Here is a 17838-nt window from a genome sequence, read left to right as displayed (position 1 = left end):
TACGTCCGCGCCGCCCGTGCCACCATTCAAAACTTTCGGTATCGAGTTAAATTGTTTCGACGCTGCGGGGGTCGCATTAACGCCGGCCGTGGAAGCCGCCGCCGCCAAATCTTCCGCCACCGCCGCCTCCAAATCGTCCACCCTCACCGCCGCCGAACCGCCCTTGCCATCCCTGCGATGCGCCCGCGGTGCGTTGGCTTCCGAGGTCGCGCGCCTGCTGCTGCGCGTTCAGCCCGCTGGTGGTTTCGCGATTGACTTCGCTATTCGGCTGCACCGGTTCCCAACCGCTCGACGTGTGTTTCTGCCAGCCGTCATCGGTGTGCTGATAGACATTGCCATCGTGCCCCGCATAGACGTTGCCGTTGTTCCAGGCCACCGCGTTGTCCTTGCCCGGATTGGCCACCACGCCGCGGCTGCCCGCGCTCTGCACGCCGGTCTGCGTGTTGCCGGTGACGCCCGCTTCCGCGGCACCGACGCGCCCGGTCTGCGCGTTGTAGCCCGCCACCTGTCGTCCGGCCGCATAGTCGCCGGTGGCCGCATTGCCCACCACGCCACCACGCCCCGCGCCCGCGCTGCCGGTGGACGGATTCGAGAACGAACCCTGCCGCCCCGCCGCATAGTTGCCCGAGTACGGATTGAACGCGGCGCCACGGCTGCCCTGAAACTGCGCGCCCGTTGCGGGGTTGTAGCCCGATGCGGCCGAGCCGCGCCATTGCGTGCCGGTCCACGCGTTGTAACCCTGTGCATGCGTAACGGTGCCCTGCCCCCAGCGGCCATACACATTGGTCTGATTCACGTTGACGAAATTGCCACCATACGCGCCACCCCAGTACGGTCCCCAGTAAGGCGACGCCGAACCCCAGATCGCGCCCGCCGCAAAGCCGAACGCAAACCCTTCCGCCATGCCGATGCCAAACCCGGCGCCATAACCGTACGTCACGGGATAGCCGTAATACACGGCGCCCACGTAGGGCGGATATACATAGCCAGTGCCGTAGACCACGGTGCCGCCCGGCCCGACCACTACACCCATATAGCCCGGCGTATAACCCACCACCACGGTCTCGGGCGTGAACGAGTAGATGCGCACGTAGGTCACGTAATACAGCGGCGAGCTCGGCGGAATCGTATAGATCGCCGATGGGACTTCGGTGGCCACGCTCCACGGACCTGATGGCGTCGGCGCGACAAACCAGATGCCATTGGCCACCGCGAAGTAGCGACCGCCGGCATCGATCACGGGCGTGCCGGTATTGGCCGCGAACTTGAGCGAAGTGCCGTCGATCGCCTCGAACCGCGGCGCACCGTCATAGGCGATGGTCAGCGAGGCCTTCGCGCGCGACACCGAGGCAGTCTGCGGAATATTGGCGGCGATCTCCGCTTCGCGCGCCTGCGGAGTGCCCGGCACTGACACCAGCACATTGGCCTTCGGATCGCTCGGCGAAATCCTGGCGAACGCGGCCGGCAACTGTTCGCCGGGCACGTACTCCCACGGCCCCGTCAGCATCGGCGCGCGAAACCAGCGGCCCGACAGCAACACATAGGACAGGTTCGAGCTGGGATCGACGAACACCGCGTGATCGGAGTTGGCCACGGTCAGCAGCCCCACGCCATCCACCGGCATCATCTGCGGCGCGCCGTTGGTGACGATCAGCTCGGCCGGCCGCGTGGCTAGCAGCACCGCCGGCGCGGTGGCGGGCTTGCGACCGTTGGCGGGCAGCATAGGATCGGGCTTCGGGGTGCCGCCCGCAGCTTTGCTCGCTGCCGATATCAGCGACGCCGCTGGCGTCTGCAACACCTCCCACGCGCCGCCCGCGGATTCGGAGCGATACCAATAGCCCGCGGCCTGCAGGAACAACTCGCCGCCCGCATCGCGCATCAGCAACGCGCGGCTGTTGATCGCGCGTTCGAAATCGGTACCGGCCACCTTGCGCCACGCCGGATCGCCATCGACGAGCACCAGCACCGTCGGCGTGGTCGCAAACAGGATCTGCGGCACCTCGTTGCGCACCGGTACGCGCTGGCTTTGCGCAATCTGCTGCGCTACCGCATAGCTGGCCTGCAACTGCTCGAGCGGCACCGTCAGCCCCTGGGGCGGCAACTGCGCATTCAACGCCTGGCGCACCATGTCGGCCGCATCGGGCCGCGTGGGCACCTCCACGCTATCGATACGGAGCTGTGACAGTTGCACCAGCCCGGTAGGTTTGTCGATATCGGCTGTGGCCGAGAATTGAACCACGCCATAGGTGGGCGCACCGTCCTTCGGGCCCACAGCCACCGCAGCCCGGCCACCAAGGCGGTTGCCTTCCCAGCGTTCGATCTGCGGCTGATAGACCTCGATATGCTGGCCCGCGGCATCGAACTGGCGTGGCCATTGCAACGACGCGCGCGCCGCTGTGGCGCTTGGTTTTGCGGTCGGTGCGGCTGTGGCGAACGGCGGCGTCAGCCAGAGCAGTGCAGCCATCAGGCACGCATAGACGGGAGGTTGGCGATAGAAACGAGACATACGAAATGGCGCTCCCATAGACAGTGCCGCGACACAAGATATGTCGCCCGCTCAATCTAAATTAGCGTGCATTTCGGAACAATGAGGCATAAAAAACTTCAGACCCTGCCCAAAAACCGACAGATCGCCACGCGCTTGTTTCAATCGGCGCCAAACCGGTGCGGCCAGGGGTGCGGGGCCAGCGACACGGTCCCTCGCCTCAGACAAATTCGGGTATCCCCTTGAAGCCACCCATACGCGGCCTCATCTACGCAGAATGTCTCCTCTCGTGGAAGCACCATGAGCTCCATGCGTCCGCGCCGCGCGATTCTGTTCTCCGCGCTGACCCCGATTTTGTTGCACTCCTATATCGGCTTCCGGCTCGTGCCCGATCTCCCCGGACCGCTGTGGCTCAAGATCGCATTTGCGATCTGGCTCGCGATCTCCGCGCTGCTCGTGCCCTTGGGCATGCGCGCGCGCCGTTACGAGCCGCCCTGGGCGGACCGCATCAGCTGGATCGGCATGCTGACGATGGGATTGTTCTCATCGCTGCTGGTGCTCACATTCCTGCGTGACATCTTCCTGCTGGTGACGCTGCTCGCCGGCTGGCACACGCCGACGCTGCTCGCGAACAGCGCGGTGGTGCCACCCGTGCTGGCGCTGGTGGTCAGCCTGATTGGCTTCTTCAACGCGCGCGGTGTGGCGAAAGTGGTCGAGGTAGATGTGCCCGTCGCCGGCCTGCCGCAGGCACTGCACGGCTTCACCATCGCGCAGATCAGCGATATTCACGTGGGGCCGACCATCAAGGGGCCTTATATCGATCGCATCGTCGATCGCGTGAACAGCCTGAAAGCCGATGCGGTGGCGATTACCGGAGACCTCGTCGACGGCAGCGTGCGCGACCTGTCGCCGCATACCGCGCCGCTCGGACGACTGGCATCGCGCCACGGCACGTTCGTCGTGACGGGCAATCATGAGTATTACGCGGGCGCGGAAGCGTGGATCGAGGAGCTGCGGCGCATGGGCCTGCGCGTCCTGCTCAATGAACACGTGGTGGTGGAGCGCGACGGGGCGTCGCTGGTGCTGGGTGGGGTAACGGACTTCACGGCCGGACAGTTCATCGCGAGTCATCGCAGCGATCCGGTCCAGGCATTGGCGGGCGCGCCGGCTTCCGCGGCGGTACGCGTGCTGCTGGCTCATCAACCGCGCAGCGCGCCGGCAGCGGCGGCCGCGGGCTTCGACCTCCAGCTGTCGGGCCACACGCATGGCGGCCAGTTCTGGCCATGGAACCTGTTTGTGCCGATGCAGCAGCCGTATGTGCACGGCCTCAAACGGCACGAACGGATGTGGATCTACGTGAGCCGGGGTACCGGCTACTGGGGGCCACCGAAACGTTTCGGTGCCCCGTCGGAGATCACAAAGGTGCGGCTGGTCAGCGCGTGATGGGCTTGTAGCGGATACGCTTCGGCTTGGCAGCTTCCTCGCCGAGGCGGCGCTTCTTGTCGGCCTCGTACTCCTGATAGTTGCCCGGGAAGAACTCGACGTGCGAATCGCCTTCGAACGCGAGGATGTGCGTGGCGATACGATCGAGGAACCAGCGATCGTGCGAGATCACCATCACGCAGCCCGCGAACTCCAGCAACGCATCTTCCAGCGCGCGCAGCGTTTCCACGTCGAGATCGTTCGACGGTTCATCGAGCAGCAGTACGTTGCCGCCGGCGATCAGCGTCTTGGCCATATGCAGACGGCCGCGTTCACCGCCCGACAGCGTGCCCACCTGCTTCTGCTGATCTCCGCCCTTGAAGTTGAAGCGGCCAATGTACGCGCGCGAAGGCGTTTCGTAACGGCCCACCGTCAGCACGTCCGCACCGCCCGAGATTTCCTCGAACACGGTCTTGTCGCCCACCAGCGCATCGCGGCTCTGATCCACGTATGCGAGCTTCACGGTCGGCCCGATCTTGATCTCGCCGCTGTCCGGCGTTTCCTTGCCCGTGATCATGCGGAAGAACGTCGACTTACCGGCGCCGTTCGGCCCGATGATGCCGACGATCGCGCCAGGCGGCACCTTGAAGCTCAGGTTGTCGATCAGCAGCCGATCGCCATACGCCTTGCTCACGCCATCGAACTCGATGACTTCGTTACCCAGACGCTCGCCGACCGGGATAAAGATTTCCGAGGTCTCGTTGCGCTTCTGGTATTCCTGGCTGTTCAGCTCGTCAAAGCGCGCCAGACGCGCCTTCGACTTGGCCTGACGCCCCTTCGGGTTCTGGCGCACCCACTCCAGTTCCTTCTGCAGGGCCTTCTGACGCGCGGACTCGCTCGACTCTTCCTGCTTGAGACGATTCTCCTTCTGGTCCAGCCACGAGCTGTAGTTGCCCTTCCAGGGAATGCCATGGCCACGGTCGAGTTCGAGAATCCACTCGGCCGCGTTGTCGAGGAAGTAGCGATCGTGGGTCACCGCGACCACGGTGCCAGGGAAGCGCGTGAGGAACTGCTCGAGCCAATCGACGGATTCCGCGTCCAGGTGGTTGGTCGGTTCGTCGAGCAGCAGCATGTCGGGGCGCGACAGCAGCAGGCGGCACAGCGCCACGCGGCGCTTCTCGCCACCGGAGAGGTTGCCGACCTTGGCTTCCCACGGCGGCAGACGCAGCGCGTCGGCGGCGATATCGAGTTGCAGTTCGGCGTTGTTGCCATCGCTGGCGGAGAGGATCGCCTCGTACTTGGCCTGTTCAGCCGCCAGCGCGTCGAAGTCCGCATCGGGCTCGGCATACGCGGCATAGATCTCGTCGAGCTTCTTGCGCGCCTCGAACACACCGCCCAGCGCCGCTTCCACGGACTCACGCACGGTCTGCTCGGGATCGAGCTCGGGCTCCTGCGACAGATAGCCGATGTTCAGGTTAGGCATCGGCGTCGCTTCGCCCTCGATCTCCTGATCGATGCCCGCCATGATCTTCAGCAGCGTGGACTTACCGGAGCCGTTGAGACCCAGCACGCCAATCTTGGCACCCGGGAAAAACGACAACGAAATGTCCTTGAGAATGTGACGCTTGGGCGGAACGATCTTGCCCACGCGATTCATGGTGAAAACGTACTGAGCCATGGCAGCGGTATTGGGTGGAATTGCAATGGCCGAAGTGTAGCAGGCGAGCCGCAGAGCGCATTTTGAGAATCGTCTCCTGTTCACACCGCCGATGTCGCGAGATGCTCTGGTCAACCCATTGCATAACGATCAGGCGGAACGAAGCGCTGGCGAAGCTTGAAATCGAGAAGGCCACTCTCATCGGCGATATGGCCGCACTGATGAACGGTGCAGTCGAGCATCTGGAGACAGCACTAACGCTCGTCGATAGTGTGAGCGAGCAAGTGCTAGCGTCGCTCGGCGGTCCACAGGGGAAATATGACTCGACGGACAATGCTCCGATACGCCATTTGGCGAAATCCCGGATTTATCTCACGCTTGGCTGGTGTGCAAAGCGGCAGGGCAAGATCGAGCTGGCAATCATTCATCTGATGAAGGCGCTCGAACTCAATGAGCAGGACCCCTATATCCTTTACAACCTAGGCTGCTATCACGCGGCGAATGGGAACATTGCCGATGGCTTTCGTTTTCTGGAAAGGTCGCTGGAGAAGTTGCCTAGCATCTGTGCTACAGCACTGAAGGACCCCGATCTGGCATCCCTACGGAGGGCAGATATGCGCAAGTTCGCCCGACTCGTTGGATCGTGAAGGCAGGTCATATGCCGAGCCGCTGTGGTGCAGCGGCTCGCGGGCCGATCACCAGCCCGGAGGTCGCAGATCAAAGCACATCAATGTCCCTCCACATGAAAGATGCCCAATGCATCGCTCAGAGAGCCTAGGTGACCTAGCGCCCTTGCGTCAACGATCGCCCGCCCCCATTACAATACGATCCGTTGAATTTTTGATCTGCATCACACGACACACTCAATGAAGCCCGCCCTGACCCTTAAGTTCAAGTGCAAGAAGTGCACGAAGCCCGTCACGCTGTATCTGCAAAAGACCTCCGCCTGCTCGCATATCACGCCCTATCAGGGCATCTGCAAGTGTGGCGAGCTGATGCGTCATGCCACCGGTGACAAGGACGCTGTGGAGTCGTTCGTGAACTCGTTCGACAACAGCTGGATGCACCACCACCATCACCACCACTAAGCAGCAGCCGACCGTGACCGCGGGTGTAACTGAACCCTGGCGCGCCACCGCGAAAGATCCGATGCGTTTTCTCGGGGGATATCCGGCGGACGTGCTCGACCAGGTTCGCGCGATGGTGGCTGCCGACAAGCTCGGTGCGCATATCGCGCGGCGCTATCCGCAGCGGCACACCGTACAGACGGATCGTGCGCTCTACGACTACACCACCGAGCTCAAGCAGGAATTCCTGCGCAGCGCGCCGCCGCTGCACAAGGTGGGGTACGACGCGCGGCTCGATACCGCGCAGCATGCGCTCGGCCTGCATACCGCGATCTCGCGTGTGCAGGGTGGCAAGCTCAAGGCCAAGAAGGAGATTCGCGTAGCGTCGCTATTCAAGGACGCGCCGCCGGAGTTCCTGCGCATGATCGTCGTGCATGAACTCGCTCACCTGAAAGAGAGCGATCACAACAAGGCGTTCTACCGGCTCTGCGAACATATGGAGCCGCACTACCATCAGCTCGAGTTCGACACCCGCCTGTATCTGGCATGGCGCGAACTCGAGAGCACGCAGAGCAAGGGCTCAGATACGACGGCTTAATCGCAGCTGTAGCGATAAGCGTCGTTGAGGCTCAGCGGCAGCACCAGCGTGCGCAGGTTCTGCGCGCGGGCCGACGAACACAACGGTGCACGCGTGGCATCGACCTTGTACTTGGTGTCGTACTCCACCTGGAACACAGGCTTGCCCTGCGTCGTGAACGCCGAGTAGACGCCGCACTCGTTGTACTGAAAGCACTGCTCGTTGACCGCAAAGTCGAAGTCCGACGCCAGTTGCGCCACCTGATCCACGTCGTTCTTGAGCCCGATGGCCATGCCGCGCGCATGCGCCTGCGCGGCCAGATAGCGGTTGTAGTCGAGTTGCGTGGCCGCAGTCAGCGGCAGGCCAGTGTTGTTGGTGTAGCCATCAACGTTGTCAGTATCGATGCCATCGCACCCCTTGGCCTTGGCCATGTCCATCCGCGCGGCCATGATCGCGCGCACATTGGCGGAACGCGTATCGAGCCAGCGCTCGCCGGGCCAACCCGAAAGACCGTTGCCCATATCGCTCGGCTGAAACTGGCTGAAGTCCGCCCGCCAGTTCTCGCTGCTGCCTGCCGAGAAATAACAGACCACGCGCTTGCCCTGCGACTTCATCGCGTTGATCGTGGCCTGCGGGGTGTCATACATATCCACGTCGTACACAGCCGCGTTGTAGGCGATATTGACCGTGCCCTGCAATTGCAGTTGCCACGTATCGCCAAGCTGCGGTGCCCAGCGCGAGGTGGTCGGCTGGTTTCCGGTGTTACCCGAGTTGCCGGTATTGCCGGCGTTACCGGAATTGGTCCCGTTACCGGTGTTGCCGGTATTTCCGCTGCCATTCGAGGCACCGGAGGTCGCACCCGAATTCGCCCCTGACGTATCGCTGACGCGCACCGTCGAGCCGCCGGAATCATCCCCGCCACCGCCACAGGCGGTCAGCGCAGTGCTGACGCACGCGCCCGCCAGGCACACCAAGGCCTGGCCTGCCAATTTGCCAAACATAACGCCCCTTCGATAACAACCCCGAATAGTGAATGCCCATCCTGTCGTCCGCAGGGATCGCGGGATGGGTCGCCGGTATTTGGGGATCGATTATGTATTGGGAGTCTTACGGAAGGTGCGGCAGCGAACTTAAGCGGCTGCGCGGTGAGGCAATAATCCAACAGCATGCGTCCACTCGACGCCCATCGCCGCGGCCGCGAGGCTTTCCTGAATCGACACCTGCATCGACTGCTCGAGCGCGTAACGGCGCCGATATTGCGCGCGCTTATGGGAAGGCACGGCCTCGATCGGCTTGCGCGGCAGGGTCGGTGGCAGATGGAAGTGAAAGCCTTCCCGAAACGCCCCCATCTCGATCCAGAAGTCATCGAAGTCCGCGCGGACCCGGTCGCACGTGCGCGCGTTGCCCTGATAGATATGCGCATCATTGGGCACACCGAGAATCTGGCGAATGTCGTGGTGCTCAGCAAACGCATACAGCGCGACAAGCAATGCCTGCTTCGGCCGCAACCCATGCATATCGCGCGTAGCCTGCCTCTGCAGTGCACGCGCCTCGTCATGCCGAATGCCCTGCAGGCATCCGATATTCAGGGCCTGGCCAAGTCCGAGGCGATGCACCGCAAACGCGGCGAGCATCAGCGGCTCGTCGTCGATCATCAACGCCATTGTGAGCTCGCCCTCTTTGCCATAGCGACCCGCCGGCATCAAATCGATGCGATAGCGGTAATCGGACTCGCACTGAATCCGCGCCAGCGTGACACGCCCCTTATGCAACAACGCGGTCAGCAAGGTCTGCGGCCACGCGTCGAGCAGCCATCGATAGTGCTCGGTCAGACAACGAAGCTTCTGCGTCTTGGTCAGCCCGGCCCGCAGATACGGGCGCTGCAACCGAAACATCAGCGACGGTTCATGCCGGGCAATCTCGCGCATGCGCGCGTCCCCAACAACGAAACGCGCCCACGCGCATGACAGGCGATACGACGCCATCGCACGCAGCAGATACTTCCAGTAATCCTTGCTAAAGGCCGAAGTGGCCACGAAAGACGCCGAAGCGATCAGAAACAACAGCGGAAGCTTGCCGAACATTGATGTAACGGCACTGCTGATGGCCGCCCTCTGGAAAAAATGCTTCCACTCTAGGGAGCACGCCAGAGGCAATCCATCGGGCAATCCTTAAACGTTTACACTGTCGATGCTTTTCCGCTTCCTGCAACGGTGCCTGCCCTCGGCGCCGACTCAGTATCGTCACCGCATGCCTCTGAAACACATCGCCGCCATTTCCCTCGACCTCGACGACACGCTGTGGCCATTTCTGCCCGCAGTGCTAGGTGCCGAGCAGGCGCTCCACGACTGGTTGCTGACGAACGCGCCGGGCACCTCCCGCACGCTGACCACGCCGCAAACCCTGCGCGAGCTGCGCATCAGGTTTCAGGAAGAGCGACCAGATCTTGGGCACGATATGCGCGCATTGCGCCTCGGCTCGATCCGCTGGGCACTCGAACACGCCGAAGAAGACATCGCCCTGGCCGAAGCCGCGTACGACGTATTCTTCGCCGCACGCCAACGCGTGGCGTTCTACGAGGACGCGTTACCGGCGTTGCAATGGCTGAGCGAACGTTATCCGCTGGTGGCGATTTCCAATGGCAATGCCAACCTGCAGGTGACGGGCGGTCATGAGTATTTCAAAGCGGCATTCAGCGCGCAGACCTTCGGCAGCGGCAAACCCGAAGCGGCAATCTTCCATGCAGCCGCGGAAGCGGTAGGCGTAGCGCCCGAGCGAATCCTGCACGTCGGCGACGATGCCGATTTAGATGTAGTGGGAGCAATAAGCGCAGGCATGCACGCCGCATGGGTCGTGCGCGCGGAAGCAGGCGCTACCGCAACACCAGCGAAATGGGAACGCAACACGCCAGCACCGCACCTGATCGTGTCCGATCTGACGGCATTGTGCCGAGCGTTGGAGCTGGGTTAAGGCCAAGCGAGCTGCCAACGATTACTCGTATGCGTTGAGGGCCAGCACACAAACGGTCTGCTCCCCTCTCCCTAGAGGGAGAGGGGCCGGGGGAGAGGGTGAGATCAACCTACCTACTGTTTTCTCCCCTCTCCCCTTGGGGAGAGGGGCCGGGGGAGAGGGGTATCGATCTCACTCTAGTGTTTTCTCCCCTCTCCCTCGGGGAGAGGGGCCGGGGGTGAGGGCCCACCCCCGCCTCAATCAACCCTGCACAATCCCCATCGCCGGATCACTCACCGTGTGCTGACCATTCTCAACACGGCCAGCAAAACGACGATAAAACGCCGGGTCGCTATCGCACGTCACACCAAAGTCATACCAGTGCCCGCTGTCCGCCAGCGACCACTGGCGCGTCACCACCGCCCCAGCCGCCACAGCCACCTGCACCGGACCTTCGCTGCGATACGCCAACGGCGTAACCGTATAAGTGCAACCCGCCTTACCAGCGTTCTTCAGGTCGACATACACATCACCATTCGTGTCGTAGCAAACCCGAACCTCAGGCGCGACGTTGCCCACGAGGCGGTTCAGATCGCCCTTGAAGTGACGGTGGTAACCATTCGGCCCCAACACCCACAGGTCATACATCCCAAGGTTGTCAGCACGCGCATTCCACGTATCCGCCAACGTCTTGCCCGCTTCCACCACATAACGACGCGGCAAACGCGAGAGGTTCAGACGATCGTAGACGTGGAACACGGCACCCTGCTTGCCCGAGTTGGCAAACACCAGCTCGACCGTCCCCAGGGCGCTGGCATGCGCGGTCGTGTGCAGCTCATACGGCAACGCCCGCGAAGGACGCGTACCGGTGGGCTGCACCGGCAGCCGCACCTCTACCGGCACCGGCACGGCCGGCAATGCAGCCTGCGCATTCCGTAGCGTGTCAGCCGTAGAACGGTTGATACTGCCACCCAGCCCCGTGAGCGCCTCGGCATTCGGTGTCGCGAAGTTGAACGCGCTCGTCAGATCGCCGCAAACCGTGCGACGGAACGGGCTGATGTTCGGCTCCTTCACACCAAAGCGAGCCTCGAGGAAACGCAGCACCGACGTGTGATCGAACACCTGCGAGTTCACCCAACCACCACGGCTCCAAGGCGAAATCACGAACATCGGCACACGCGGACCCGGCCCAAACACCTTGCCATCGCGCTTCGGCTGATTCGTGCTGCCAACCGGCGGTTCGAAGTTGTAGTACTCGTACTTCATGTCGTCGTCGGACAGCGTCGACTTGCCTGCAAGCGAGCCATCAGGATTGCGCGACGCTGGCGACGGCGACGGCACGTGATCGAAGTAGCCGTCGTTCTCGTCGTAATTGACGAGCAGCACGGTCTTGCTCCAGACCTCAGGGTTCGCCGTCAGCGCTTCGAGGATCTGCTGGATAAACCAGCCACCCTGCACCGGGCTCGACGGCCCCGGATGCTCGCAGTAGATCGACGGCGCGCTGATCCAGCTCACCTGCGGCAGCTTGCCCGCCGCGATATCGGCCTTGAACGCGTCGAGGTACGTGTCCGGCGTAGTGCCCGGCAGCGTATTGGCAACGCCCTTGTACAGCGGATTGCCCGGATTGTCGGTAGCCGCGTTGTACGCCTTGTACGGCAGCGCCTGGCCCGTGTTGGCGTAAGGCGTGTTCGGCGAACCGCCGCTCGAAACCGGGAAACCGGAAGCCAGATTGGCCTTACGGAATTGCTGGAACGCGCCGAGCATGTTGTCGCCCCACTCGTCCGGCATGTTCTGGTAGCAGATCCAGTTCACACCGGCTTCTTCCAGACGCTCGGCGTAAGTCTTCCACGTGTAGCCCGTATTGGCCGAAGCAGGCAGACCATCGATGGCGTCCCATTCGTTGACCACATACGAAACGTTCTGCGCGGTCGGGCCGTTGGTGCCAGTCAGATGGAACGTACGGTTCGCGTCGGTGCCCGTGTGCATCGAGCAGTGATACGAGTCGCACAGCGTGAACGCATTGGCGAGCGCGAAATGGAACGGGACTTCCTTCTCCTTGAAGTACCCCATGGAGGCGTCGTTCTTGAACTGCGCCCAGTTGCTCATCCGACCGGAGTCCCACGCATTCTGGCTATCGGCCCACGAGTGCGGCGTGCCGGCAACGCGCTGCGCGTTATTGGCCGTGCTGTCGAGGTGATACGGCGTAATCAGCGTGCCGTTGGCGCGCGCCTGCTGCCACACCTTGCGACCATTGACCATCGGAATCGTCATCCGATCGCCAAAGCCCCGGACGCCTGGCAGCGTGCCGAAGTATTGATCGAACGAACGATTCTCCTGCATCAGGATAACGACGTGCTCGACATCCTTGATGGTGCCCGTGGCGTTGTTAGCGGGAATGGCCAGCGCCTTGCGAATGGCCGGCGGGAACGCAGCCAGCGTAGCCGCGGCGATACCGCCACCAGCTGCCGTCTTCAGAAAATTGCGACGTGAATTCATTGCTCGTCTTTCGTGCGAGGGATTGCGGGGATGGGGTGCAGCGCAGGGATGGGTACGCGATCTCGGGCGCGACCCGGCCTGTTTTCCGATCAGTCGGGCGCGCAGCTCTTGGTGGCTGCCGGCTGGGCAGGCTGATTGGGCTGGTTAGGCGCCGCCGGAGCGGTCGGCGCGCTGTCATCACCGCCACAGGCGGCGAGCACCGCCGTCACGAACAGTGAGGCGAGCAATGTCTTGAGAGAGAGACGGACAAACATGGTGTCGGGCGATTGATCAGGTCAATCGTGTTGGGATGTTTTATGGGAGGGACATGTAAGGCGGGGTGGAGTTTAGGGAGGGGTTGTGACAGGGGCGTGATTGAAGGGCTACATCAATGTGACAGAGGGGAGTCACAAAGGGTGGGATTTGTCTTAGGCTAAGATCGGAGTTTTCCGAGTTCGGCTCGCTGTTGAACGGCAATCTGGGCCAAATAAGAACAAGCTAAGGACAACGGGTATGGGACAAGAGCTGGAACGCGACGGAGCGATAGCCTTTTATTGGGTCAATGTCGGAAAGACGATCAAGGAGGTACTGAAGGGCAGCTTCCTCTGGGCGCCAAAAGAGTCCAGGACAAAATCCGGCAAGCCGAGGCGTCTGGAACATTGGGATAACGTCGCAACAGTGAGATCTGGCGATATCATCTTCTGTTGCCATGACCAAGTAATCAGTCACATCGCACAAGCGACCCACAACGCGTATTCGAAAGAACGCCCTGCAACGCGATCCTTTTCTGAATGGGAAAAGACCGGCAACCGCGTCGACGTGGAACTCCATAAGCTGGAGACTCCAATACACCGAGATGACATAGCCGCTGGGTTCGTATCCCTCTACGATCAGCAGTGCAAACCCAGTATCTTCACGCGCGACGCCACTATCACGCAGATCTATATGTCTATGCTGCCAAAGGAAGCAGGGGTGTACTTGCTTGAGCTCGCCGATCTTATGAAGCAGTTCGAAGCGGATTTTGTGGATCGAGTTGTCGCCAAAAGAAAGCTGAGTAAGACAACTAAAGAGACGATAGTTAGGGCCCGCATCGGCCAAGGCCCCTTCCGGGCGGATCTACTCCGTAGGTGGAATCGCAAATGCTCCCTTACGGGCCTATCAAACACTGACCTTCTCATCGCTTCGCATATCCATGCTTGGACGTTAAGCGACAACGACCAGCGGATCGATCCGGACAATGGGCTGCTGCTCGCGCCTCACATCGATCGATTATTTGATCGAGGACTGATTTCGTTCGACGATGACGGCCAACTGCTGATTAGTCCAACGCTTAAACAGGGAGACTGCGAACTGCTCGCGCTGGATAAGTACACAAAGCTACGGCACATCACGGCTGAGAATCGAAGGTACATGGCGCTGCATCGCGATCGCCACGGCTTCGAACAGTCGTAGAACAGAGGTCCCATGTTAAACGCGCACACGTCTCTTGCCGCGCCTCACCTTCGCGACCACATATCCGATCAAGGGTCGCCCCCCATCGATGGCCTCCTCGCCGAGCTACATCGCGTAGTGATCGAAGCTCAAGCCGAGTCACTCGAATCCACAAAGAGAGCCGGGCTCTTCCACCGGCTCAGTGTCATCACACTCATAGCAGGCTGGCTAGCGACCGTGCTGACTTCGCTAGGCTACTCCCCCCAACTGGCGCCCTGGGCGCTCTTAATCCTCGTATGCGGAGTGGTGTCGACCGTCATCCTCGGAGCGCCGTCCGCGATTCGATCAATCCGCGAATGGAGAACGCTCGAAGCGGACACAATTGCCGCGGTGGGAAAAAATCTAGCTCGCTGGCATACCGCCATTCTGCATATTCGGAGGACTTACACGCAAGACCAGTTGTCGTTCGCCAAACGATACGTGTCGGAGGTCGCATCCCAACTGCGTGGAAGGCTTGCGTTCATCATCGGGGCGTTCGACAAGGTCGGCGCTATCCCTCTAGTAGGCACAACAGCATTTGCCTTGGCTAATTTTAATAAAGGCGGCACGACGTATCTATGGTGGTGCACTGCTGCAGCCATCGCGGGACTCTTTTACGTTATAGCCTTGCGATTCGCCGAAGTCGCGTTCACCTTCGAACGCTTCGCGCTAATCCTCGACCACGCGGCGGCGAAGCAAGGTTGAAGCGAGAGGATTCGCGACGGCGCAGCGAATGTCAGTGCAGACGCAGAGCGGCGCTAACGGTTCTCAAACATGCTGCGATAAAACCCGAGCAAATCAGCTAACACTTAGCGGAGCGAACGAGAGTCTGGGCGCGAGCGTCGTCCGACATTTGTTCATCGGTCAGAGGGTGGAGTGCTTGTGGCTGGGCGCGGGCCGGGTAATCGCAACCTTGCACAAGCTCTCTTGCACTTTGCAGATGGAAGAACCGGCGCAGACCAATAAGCGAGAGCGGCAAGCCGATGGTCATACAGTAGGCTGCGAGTATGGTGATCACCACGAAGCCGAGCTTATGCTGAGGATCGTAGTCGTCTCGAAAAATCACAGGAGCGCCCGCAAAGAACGCCCACGCTACATATGCAAGCAAGTACCCAACGCTGGCGATGATGCGGTAGAAGCCTGATTCGTGGCGCCGCCGCTTCCAACCTATCCGTCCTTCGTCCAGATCGATTCGAATCCACGGGAATGCGCGCAAGTACAGCTCAATCGCTCGCTGAGGGTCAACTGTCGACAGCAAGAAGCGCCTCTCGTCATGATTGAGGGTGTTATCACCTACCAAGGCGGCGTAGCCAAGATGCTCCGCGTATCGCTTTACGTGAGGATCACCACAATGTTCGAAGAACTTGGCCGCAAATTCTGCCTCCTTCTTTCGCCTGTCCTTACGTAGATGCTTCACCTCATCCCAAGCTTTTCGAATTCCCGGCAGCTGAAAAATGACGGCCGTTGCGGCGGTAAAGAGCGGGATAGCCAACTTCGCGAATGTATCGATATCCATTGTGCCTCACTGGGTTACTCAGTCGCGATGCAATTTGATATCGGCATTGTGCGTGGAGATTGGAGACGGACAATCGAAAAAAGAGCTCTCTTCAATAGGAGGTATGGGCTCCAACCTAACAGCGACCTGCCAAACTCGAATCTTTCACCCTCCCCGAGAGGGGTGCCGGGATTGTGCGAGAGTTTCGAGAATAGCGATTCACCATTTGCAAGCGAACTCCCTTGCGCCCCCTCGCTCAGCCTACAGGTTGAGTGCGCTGCAAACGAGTGACTCCAGCCAGCGTGAGATACCCGACGGGCAGCCACGACGGAGACCGTCTGAATGAGCCCACCGCCATCCCCGTTTGGCGTCACCAGAGCATCGACCACACAAAAAGAAAATGCGGCTATACGCAAACCACTGCAAGACGTTCATCGAAGACTGCGAACGCAACCAGATCTCCGAGAAGCTCCGTCAAGGATTCTGTGAAGCATTTGGCTACTCGCCGAGCCCAGCCGAGGTTCAATCCTGGCGAAATTCGCTGCGAACCTTGGCCATGGTTTTTTCAAGGGCAAGCTTAACGAATCAAGGTGTCATGCTGGAGTTTCAACTCCCATTGACGTCAAAACGCGTGGATTGTCTTCTGAGTGGGTATGGGTCCGAAGGCGTCCCGACCGCCATTGCAATCGAGCTCAAGCAATGGGAAACGTGCGAGGACTCCGCTGGCGATCACGAAGTTGCGACTTTTGTGGGCGGCTGTGTCCGAGATGTCCTTCACCCTTCCGTTCAAGTCGGTAGGTACGCCGAATTCCTTCGGGACAATCATGAAGCATGTCATGTCGACTCCAACCCCATCAAGGTCAAGGCATGCGCCTATCTTCATAACTACTTCGCTAAACAGAACGATCCATTATTGGCCCCCAAGTTTGCTGACGCGCGGGAAGACGCCCCGCTATTCACGGCTGACGACATTGATGCGTTCGTTGCGTTTGTTACGAAACACGTCGGCCAGGGGGACGGCCTAGAAGTACTCAGCCGCCTTGAGGAGAACCGTTATCGTGCGAGCAAGAAGCTCATGGAGCACGTGGCGTCAGTCATTAAGGACAGGCCAGAGTACACGCTTCTAGACGAGCAGCTTGTCGCGTTCGACGCCGTCATGACTGCGGCTAAGGGCGGTGTTCACGACCGACGCAAGCATGTAGTCATCGTCAAGGGCGGGCCCGGTACGGGCAAGTCGGTGCTTGCCATTAATCTGGTGGGGAGCTTACTTGCCAGGCACTATTCAACGCACTATGTGACCGGGTCCAAAGCCTTCACCGAAACCCTGCGCAAGGTTATCGGCCCACGAGGGCAAGATCTATTCACGTACACCAACGGTTACGTAGCAGTGGAACCAGACTCTGTCGATGTGCTCGTCACCGATGAGGCGCACCGCATCCGCGACGTCAGCAGCAATCGATTCACGCCTGCAGACAAGAAGTCTGGTCTGAAGCAGGTTGAGGAACTGATTCGCGCTGCGCGCGTGTCGGTGTTCATGATCGACGACCATCAGGTGGTCCGCCCTGGCGAGATTGGCGCCGCGTCTTATATTAAGGAATACGCACAGCTCTACGGCTGCGTCATCCATGAGCTCGAACTTGAAGCGCAGTTCCGCTGCAATGGCTCTGACGCATTTGTCCGCTGGACGAACGCGCTACTTGGCATAGAAGAGGCAAGCGAGCCATTTGAACTAGCTGAGGTGCATGGCTTCGATTTCCGCATTGTCCCCTCGCCGGAGGATCTCGAGGCGCTAATCAAAGCTAGGGTCGACGAGGACCACACCGGGCGGCTTGTGGCTGGCTTTTGTTGGCCTTGGTCATCCCCAAACAACGACGGAACGCTAGTGAATGACGTTACCCTCGGTACTTTCCAGAGGCCGTGGAATGCCAAACCGGACGCAGGAAGGCTCGCGGCGGGCATACCCAAATCCTCCCTCTGGGCCTATCACCCAACGGGGATCAATCAGGTGGGCTGCGTCTACACAGCGCAAGGGTTCGAGTTCGACTACGTCGGCGTTATTTTTGGCGAGGACCTCCGAAACGATCCATCCACCGGACTGTGGGTGGGCGACAAGACGAAGTCCTTCGATACTGCGTATTTCGGCCGAACGTGACCGGCCGTTTCGGGATCGTGACCGGTGATTTCGGCAACGTGACCGAGCGAACCGGAAGGCAGGATTGGCGTTGCGCATGACATCAACCA

The 17838-nt window shown here is 60.8% G+C and carries 15 protein-coding genes; 8 read left to right on the top strand and 7 right to left on the bottom strand.

Annotation, left to right across the window (positions count from 1 at the left end; translation table 11 throughout):
* Positions 1–76: 76 nt before the first annotated feature.
* The gene (locus LDO41_RS33160) at positions 77–2464 is read right to left on the bottom strand and encodes a carbohydrate-binding family V/XII (RefSeq protein ID WP_223995756.1); all 2388 of its coding nucleotides are present in this window, start codon (positions 2462–2464) and stop codon (positions 77–79) included.
* 330 nt (positions 2465–2794) lie between these two features.
* Here LDO41_RS33160 and LDO41_RS33155 point away from each other — a divergent pair, with 330 nt between their 5' ends.
* Positions 2795–3928, top strand: coding sequence for a metallophosphoesterase (locus tag LDO41_RS33155; RefSeq protein ID WP_223995796.1), 1134 nt, complete (start codon positions 2795–2797; stop codon positions 3926–3928).
* On the opposite strand, the gene ettA is transcribed toward LDO41_RS33155, so the two are convergent.
* The gene (ettA, locus tag LDO41_RS33150) at positions 3918–5585 is read right to left on the bottom strand and encodes an energy-dependent translational throttle protein EttA (RefSeq protein ID WP_223995755.1); all 1668 of its coding nucleotides are present in this window, start codon (positions 5583–5585) and stop codon (positions 3918–3920) included. The genes LDO41_RS33155 and ettA overlap by 11 nt on opposite strands.
* Before the next feature lie 101 nt (positions 5586–5686).
* Between ettA and LDO41_RS33145 the strand changes: the two genes are divergently transcribed.
* From LDO41_RS33145 to LDO41_RS33135, 3 genes are all read left to right on the top strand, one after another.
* On the top strand, positions 5687–6211 hold the full coding sequence (locus LDO41_RS33145; RefSeq protein ID WP_223995754.1) for a tetratricopeptide repeat protein: 525 nt from the start codon (positions 5687–5689) through the stop codon (positions 6209–6211).
* Between the two features lie 219 nt (positions 6212–6430).
* Entirely contained in the window at positions 6431–6652 is a 222-nt protein-coding gene (locus LDO41_RS33140) for a hypothetical protein (protein WP_223995753.1), read from the top strand.
* A 61-nt stretch (positions 6653–6713) separates the two neighbouring features.
* Positions 6714–7229, top strand: a complete 516-nt coding sequence (locus tag LDO41_RS33135; protein ID WP_223995795.1) for a M48 family metallopeptidase — start codon at positions 6714–6716, stop codon at positions 7227–7229.
* Here the strand turns inward: LDO41_RS33135 and LDO41_RS33130 are convergent.
* Together LDO41_RS33130 and LDO41_RS33125 are read right to left on the bottom strand one after the other, a co-directional pair.
* Positions 7226–8209, bottom strand: a complete 984-nt coding sequence (locus tag LDO41_RS33130) for an endo alpha-1,4 polygalactosaminidase (protein ID WP_223995752.1) — start codon at positions 8207–8209, stop codon at positions 7226–7228. The two genes, LDO41_RS33135 and LDO41_RS33130, sit on opposite strands and share 4 nt — an antisense overlap.
* A gap of 129 nt (positions 8210–8338) precedes the next feature.
* Positions 8339–9292, bottom strand: coding sequence for a VirK/YbjX family protein (locus tag LDO41_RS33125; protein WP_223995751.1), 954 nt, complete (start codon positions 9290–9292; stop codon positions 8339–8341).
* Positions 9293–9458: 166 nt separating this feature from the next.
* Here LDO41_RS33125 and LDO41_RS33120 point away from each other — a divergent pair, with 166 nt between their 5' ends.
* Complete coding sequence (locus LDO41_RS33120) at positions 9459–10178, top strand: HAD family hydrolase (protein WP_223995750.1); 720 nt, start codon at positions 9459–9461, stop codon at positions 10176–10178.
* Positions 10179–10418: 240 nt separating this feature from the next.
* Here the strand turns inward: LDO41_RS33120 and LDO41_RS33115 are convergent, their stop codons facing one another.
* On the bottom strand, positions 10419–12653 hold the full coding sequence (locus LDO41_RS33115; protein ID WP_223995749.1) for a phosphocholine-specific phospholipase C: 2235 nt from the start codon (positions 12651–12653) through the stop codon (positions 10419–10421).
* Between the two features lie 89 nt (positions 12654–12742).
* Positions 12743–12907: a hypothetical protein gene (locus LDO41_RS33110; protein WP_223995748.1), complete on the bottom strand. Its 165-nt coding sequence runs from the start codon at positions 12905–12907 to the stop codon at positions 12743–12745.
* Between the two features lie 238 nt (positions 12908–13145).
* Between LDO41_RS33110 and LDO41_RS33105 the strand changes: the two genes are divergently transcribed.
* Together LDO41_RS33105 and LDO41_RS33100 are read left to right on the top strand one after the other, a co-directional pair.
* The gene (locus LDO41_RS33105) at positions 13146–14084 is read left to right on the top strand and encodes an HNH endonuclease (RefSeq protein WP_223995747.1); all 939 of its coding nucleotides are present in this window, start codon (positions 13146–13148) and stop codon (positions 14082–14084) included.
* A 285-nt stretch (positions 14085–14369) separates the two neighbouring features.
* Positions 14370–14807 carry a hypothetical protein gene (locus tag LDO41_RS33100; RefSeq protein WP_223995746.1) on the top strand — a complete coding sequence of 146 codons (438 nt, stop codon included), beginning with the start codon at positions 14370–14372 and terminating at the stop codon, positions 14805–14807.
* Positions 14808–14904: 97 nt separating this feature from the next.
* Here the strand turns inward: LDO41_RS33100 and LDO41_RS33095 are convergent, their stop codons facing one another.
* On the bottom strand, positions 14905–15618 hold the full coding sequence (locus LDO41_RS33095) for a hypothetical protein (RefSeq protein WP_223995745.1): 714 nt from the start codon (positions 15616–15618) through the stop codon (positions 14905–14907).
* 379 nt (positions 15619–15997) lie between these two features.
* Between LDO41_RS33095 and LDO41_RS33090 the strand changes: the two genes are divergently transcribed.
* A complete protein-coding gene (locus tag LDO41_RS33090) occupies positions 15998–17749 on the top strand; it encodes a DUF2075 domain-containing protein (RefSeq protein WP_223995744.1) in 1752 nt (583 codons plus the stop codon).
* The last annotated feature ends 89 nt before the right edge of the window (positions 17750–17838 follow it).

Origin of the sequence: Cupriavidus pampae, assembly GCF_914271485.1 — a bacterium.
In the GTDB taxonomy this organism is placed as follows: Bacteria; Pseudomonadota; Gammaproteobacteria; order Burkholderiales; family Burkholderiaceae; genus Cupriavidus; species Cupriavidus pampae.
The sequence above is the reverse complement of the archived record's forward strand: the minus strand, read 5'-3'. Positions and strand labels throughout refer to the sequence as shown.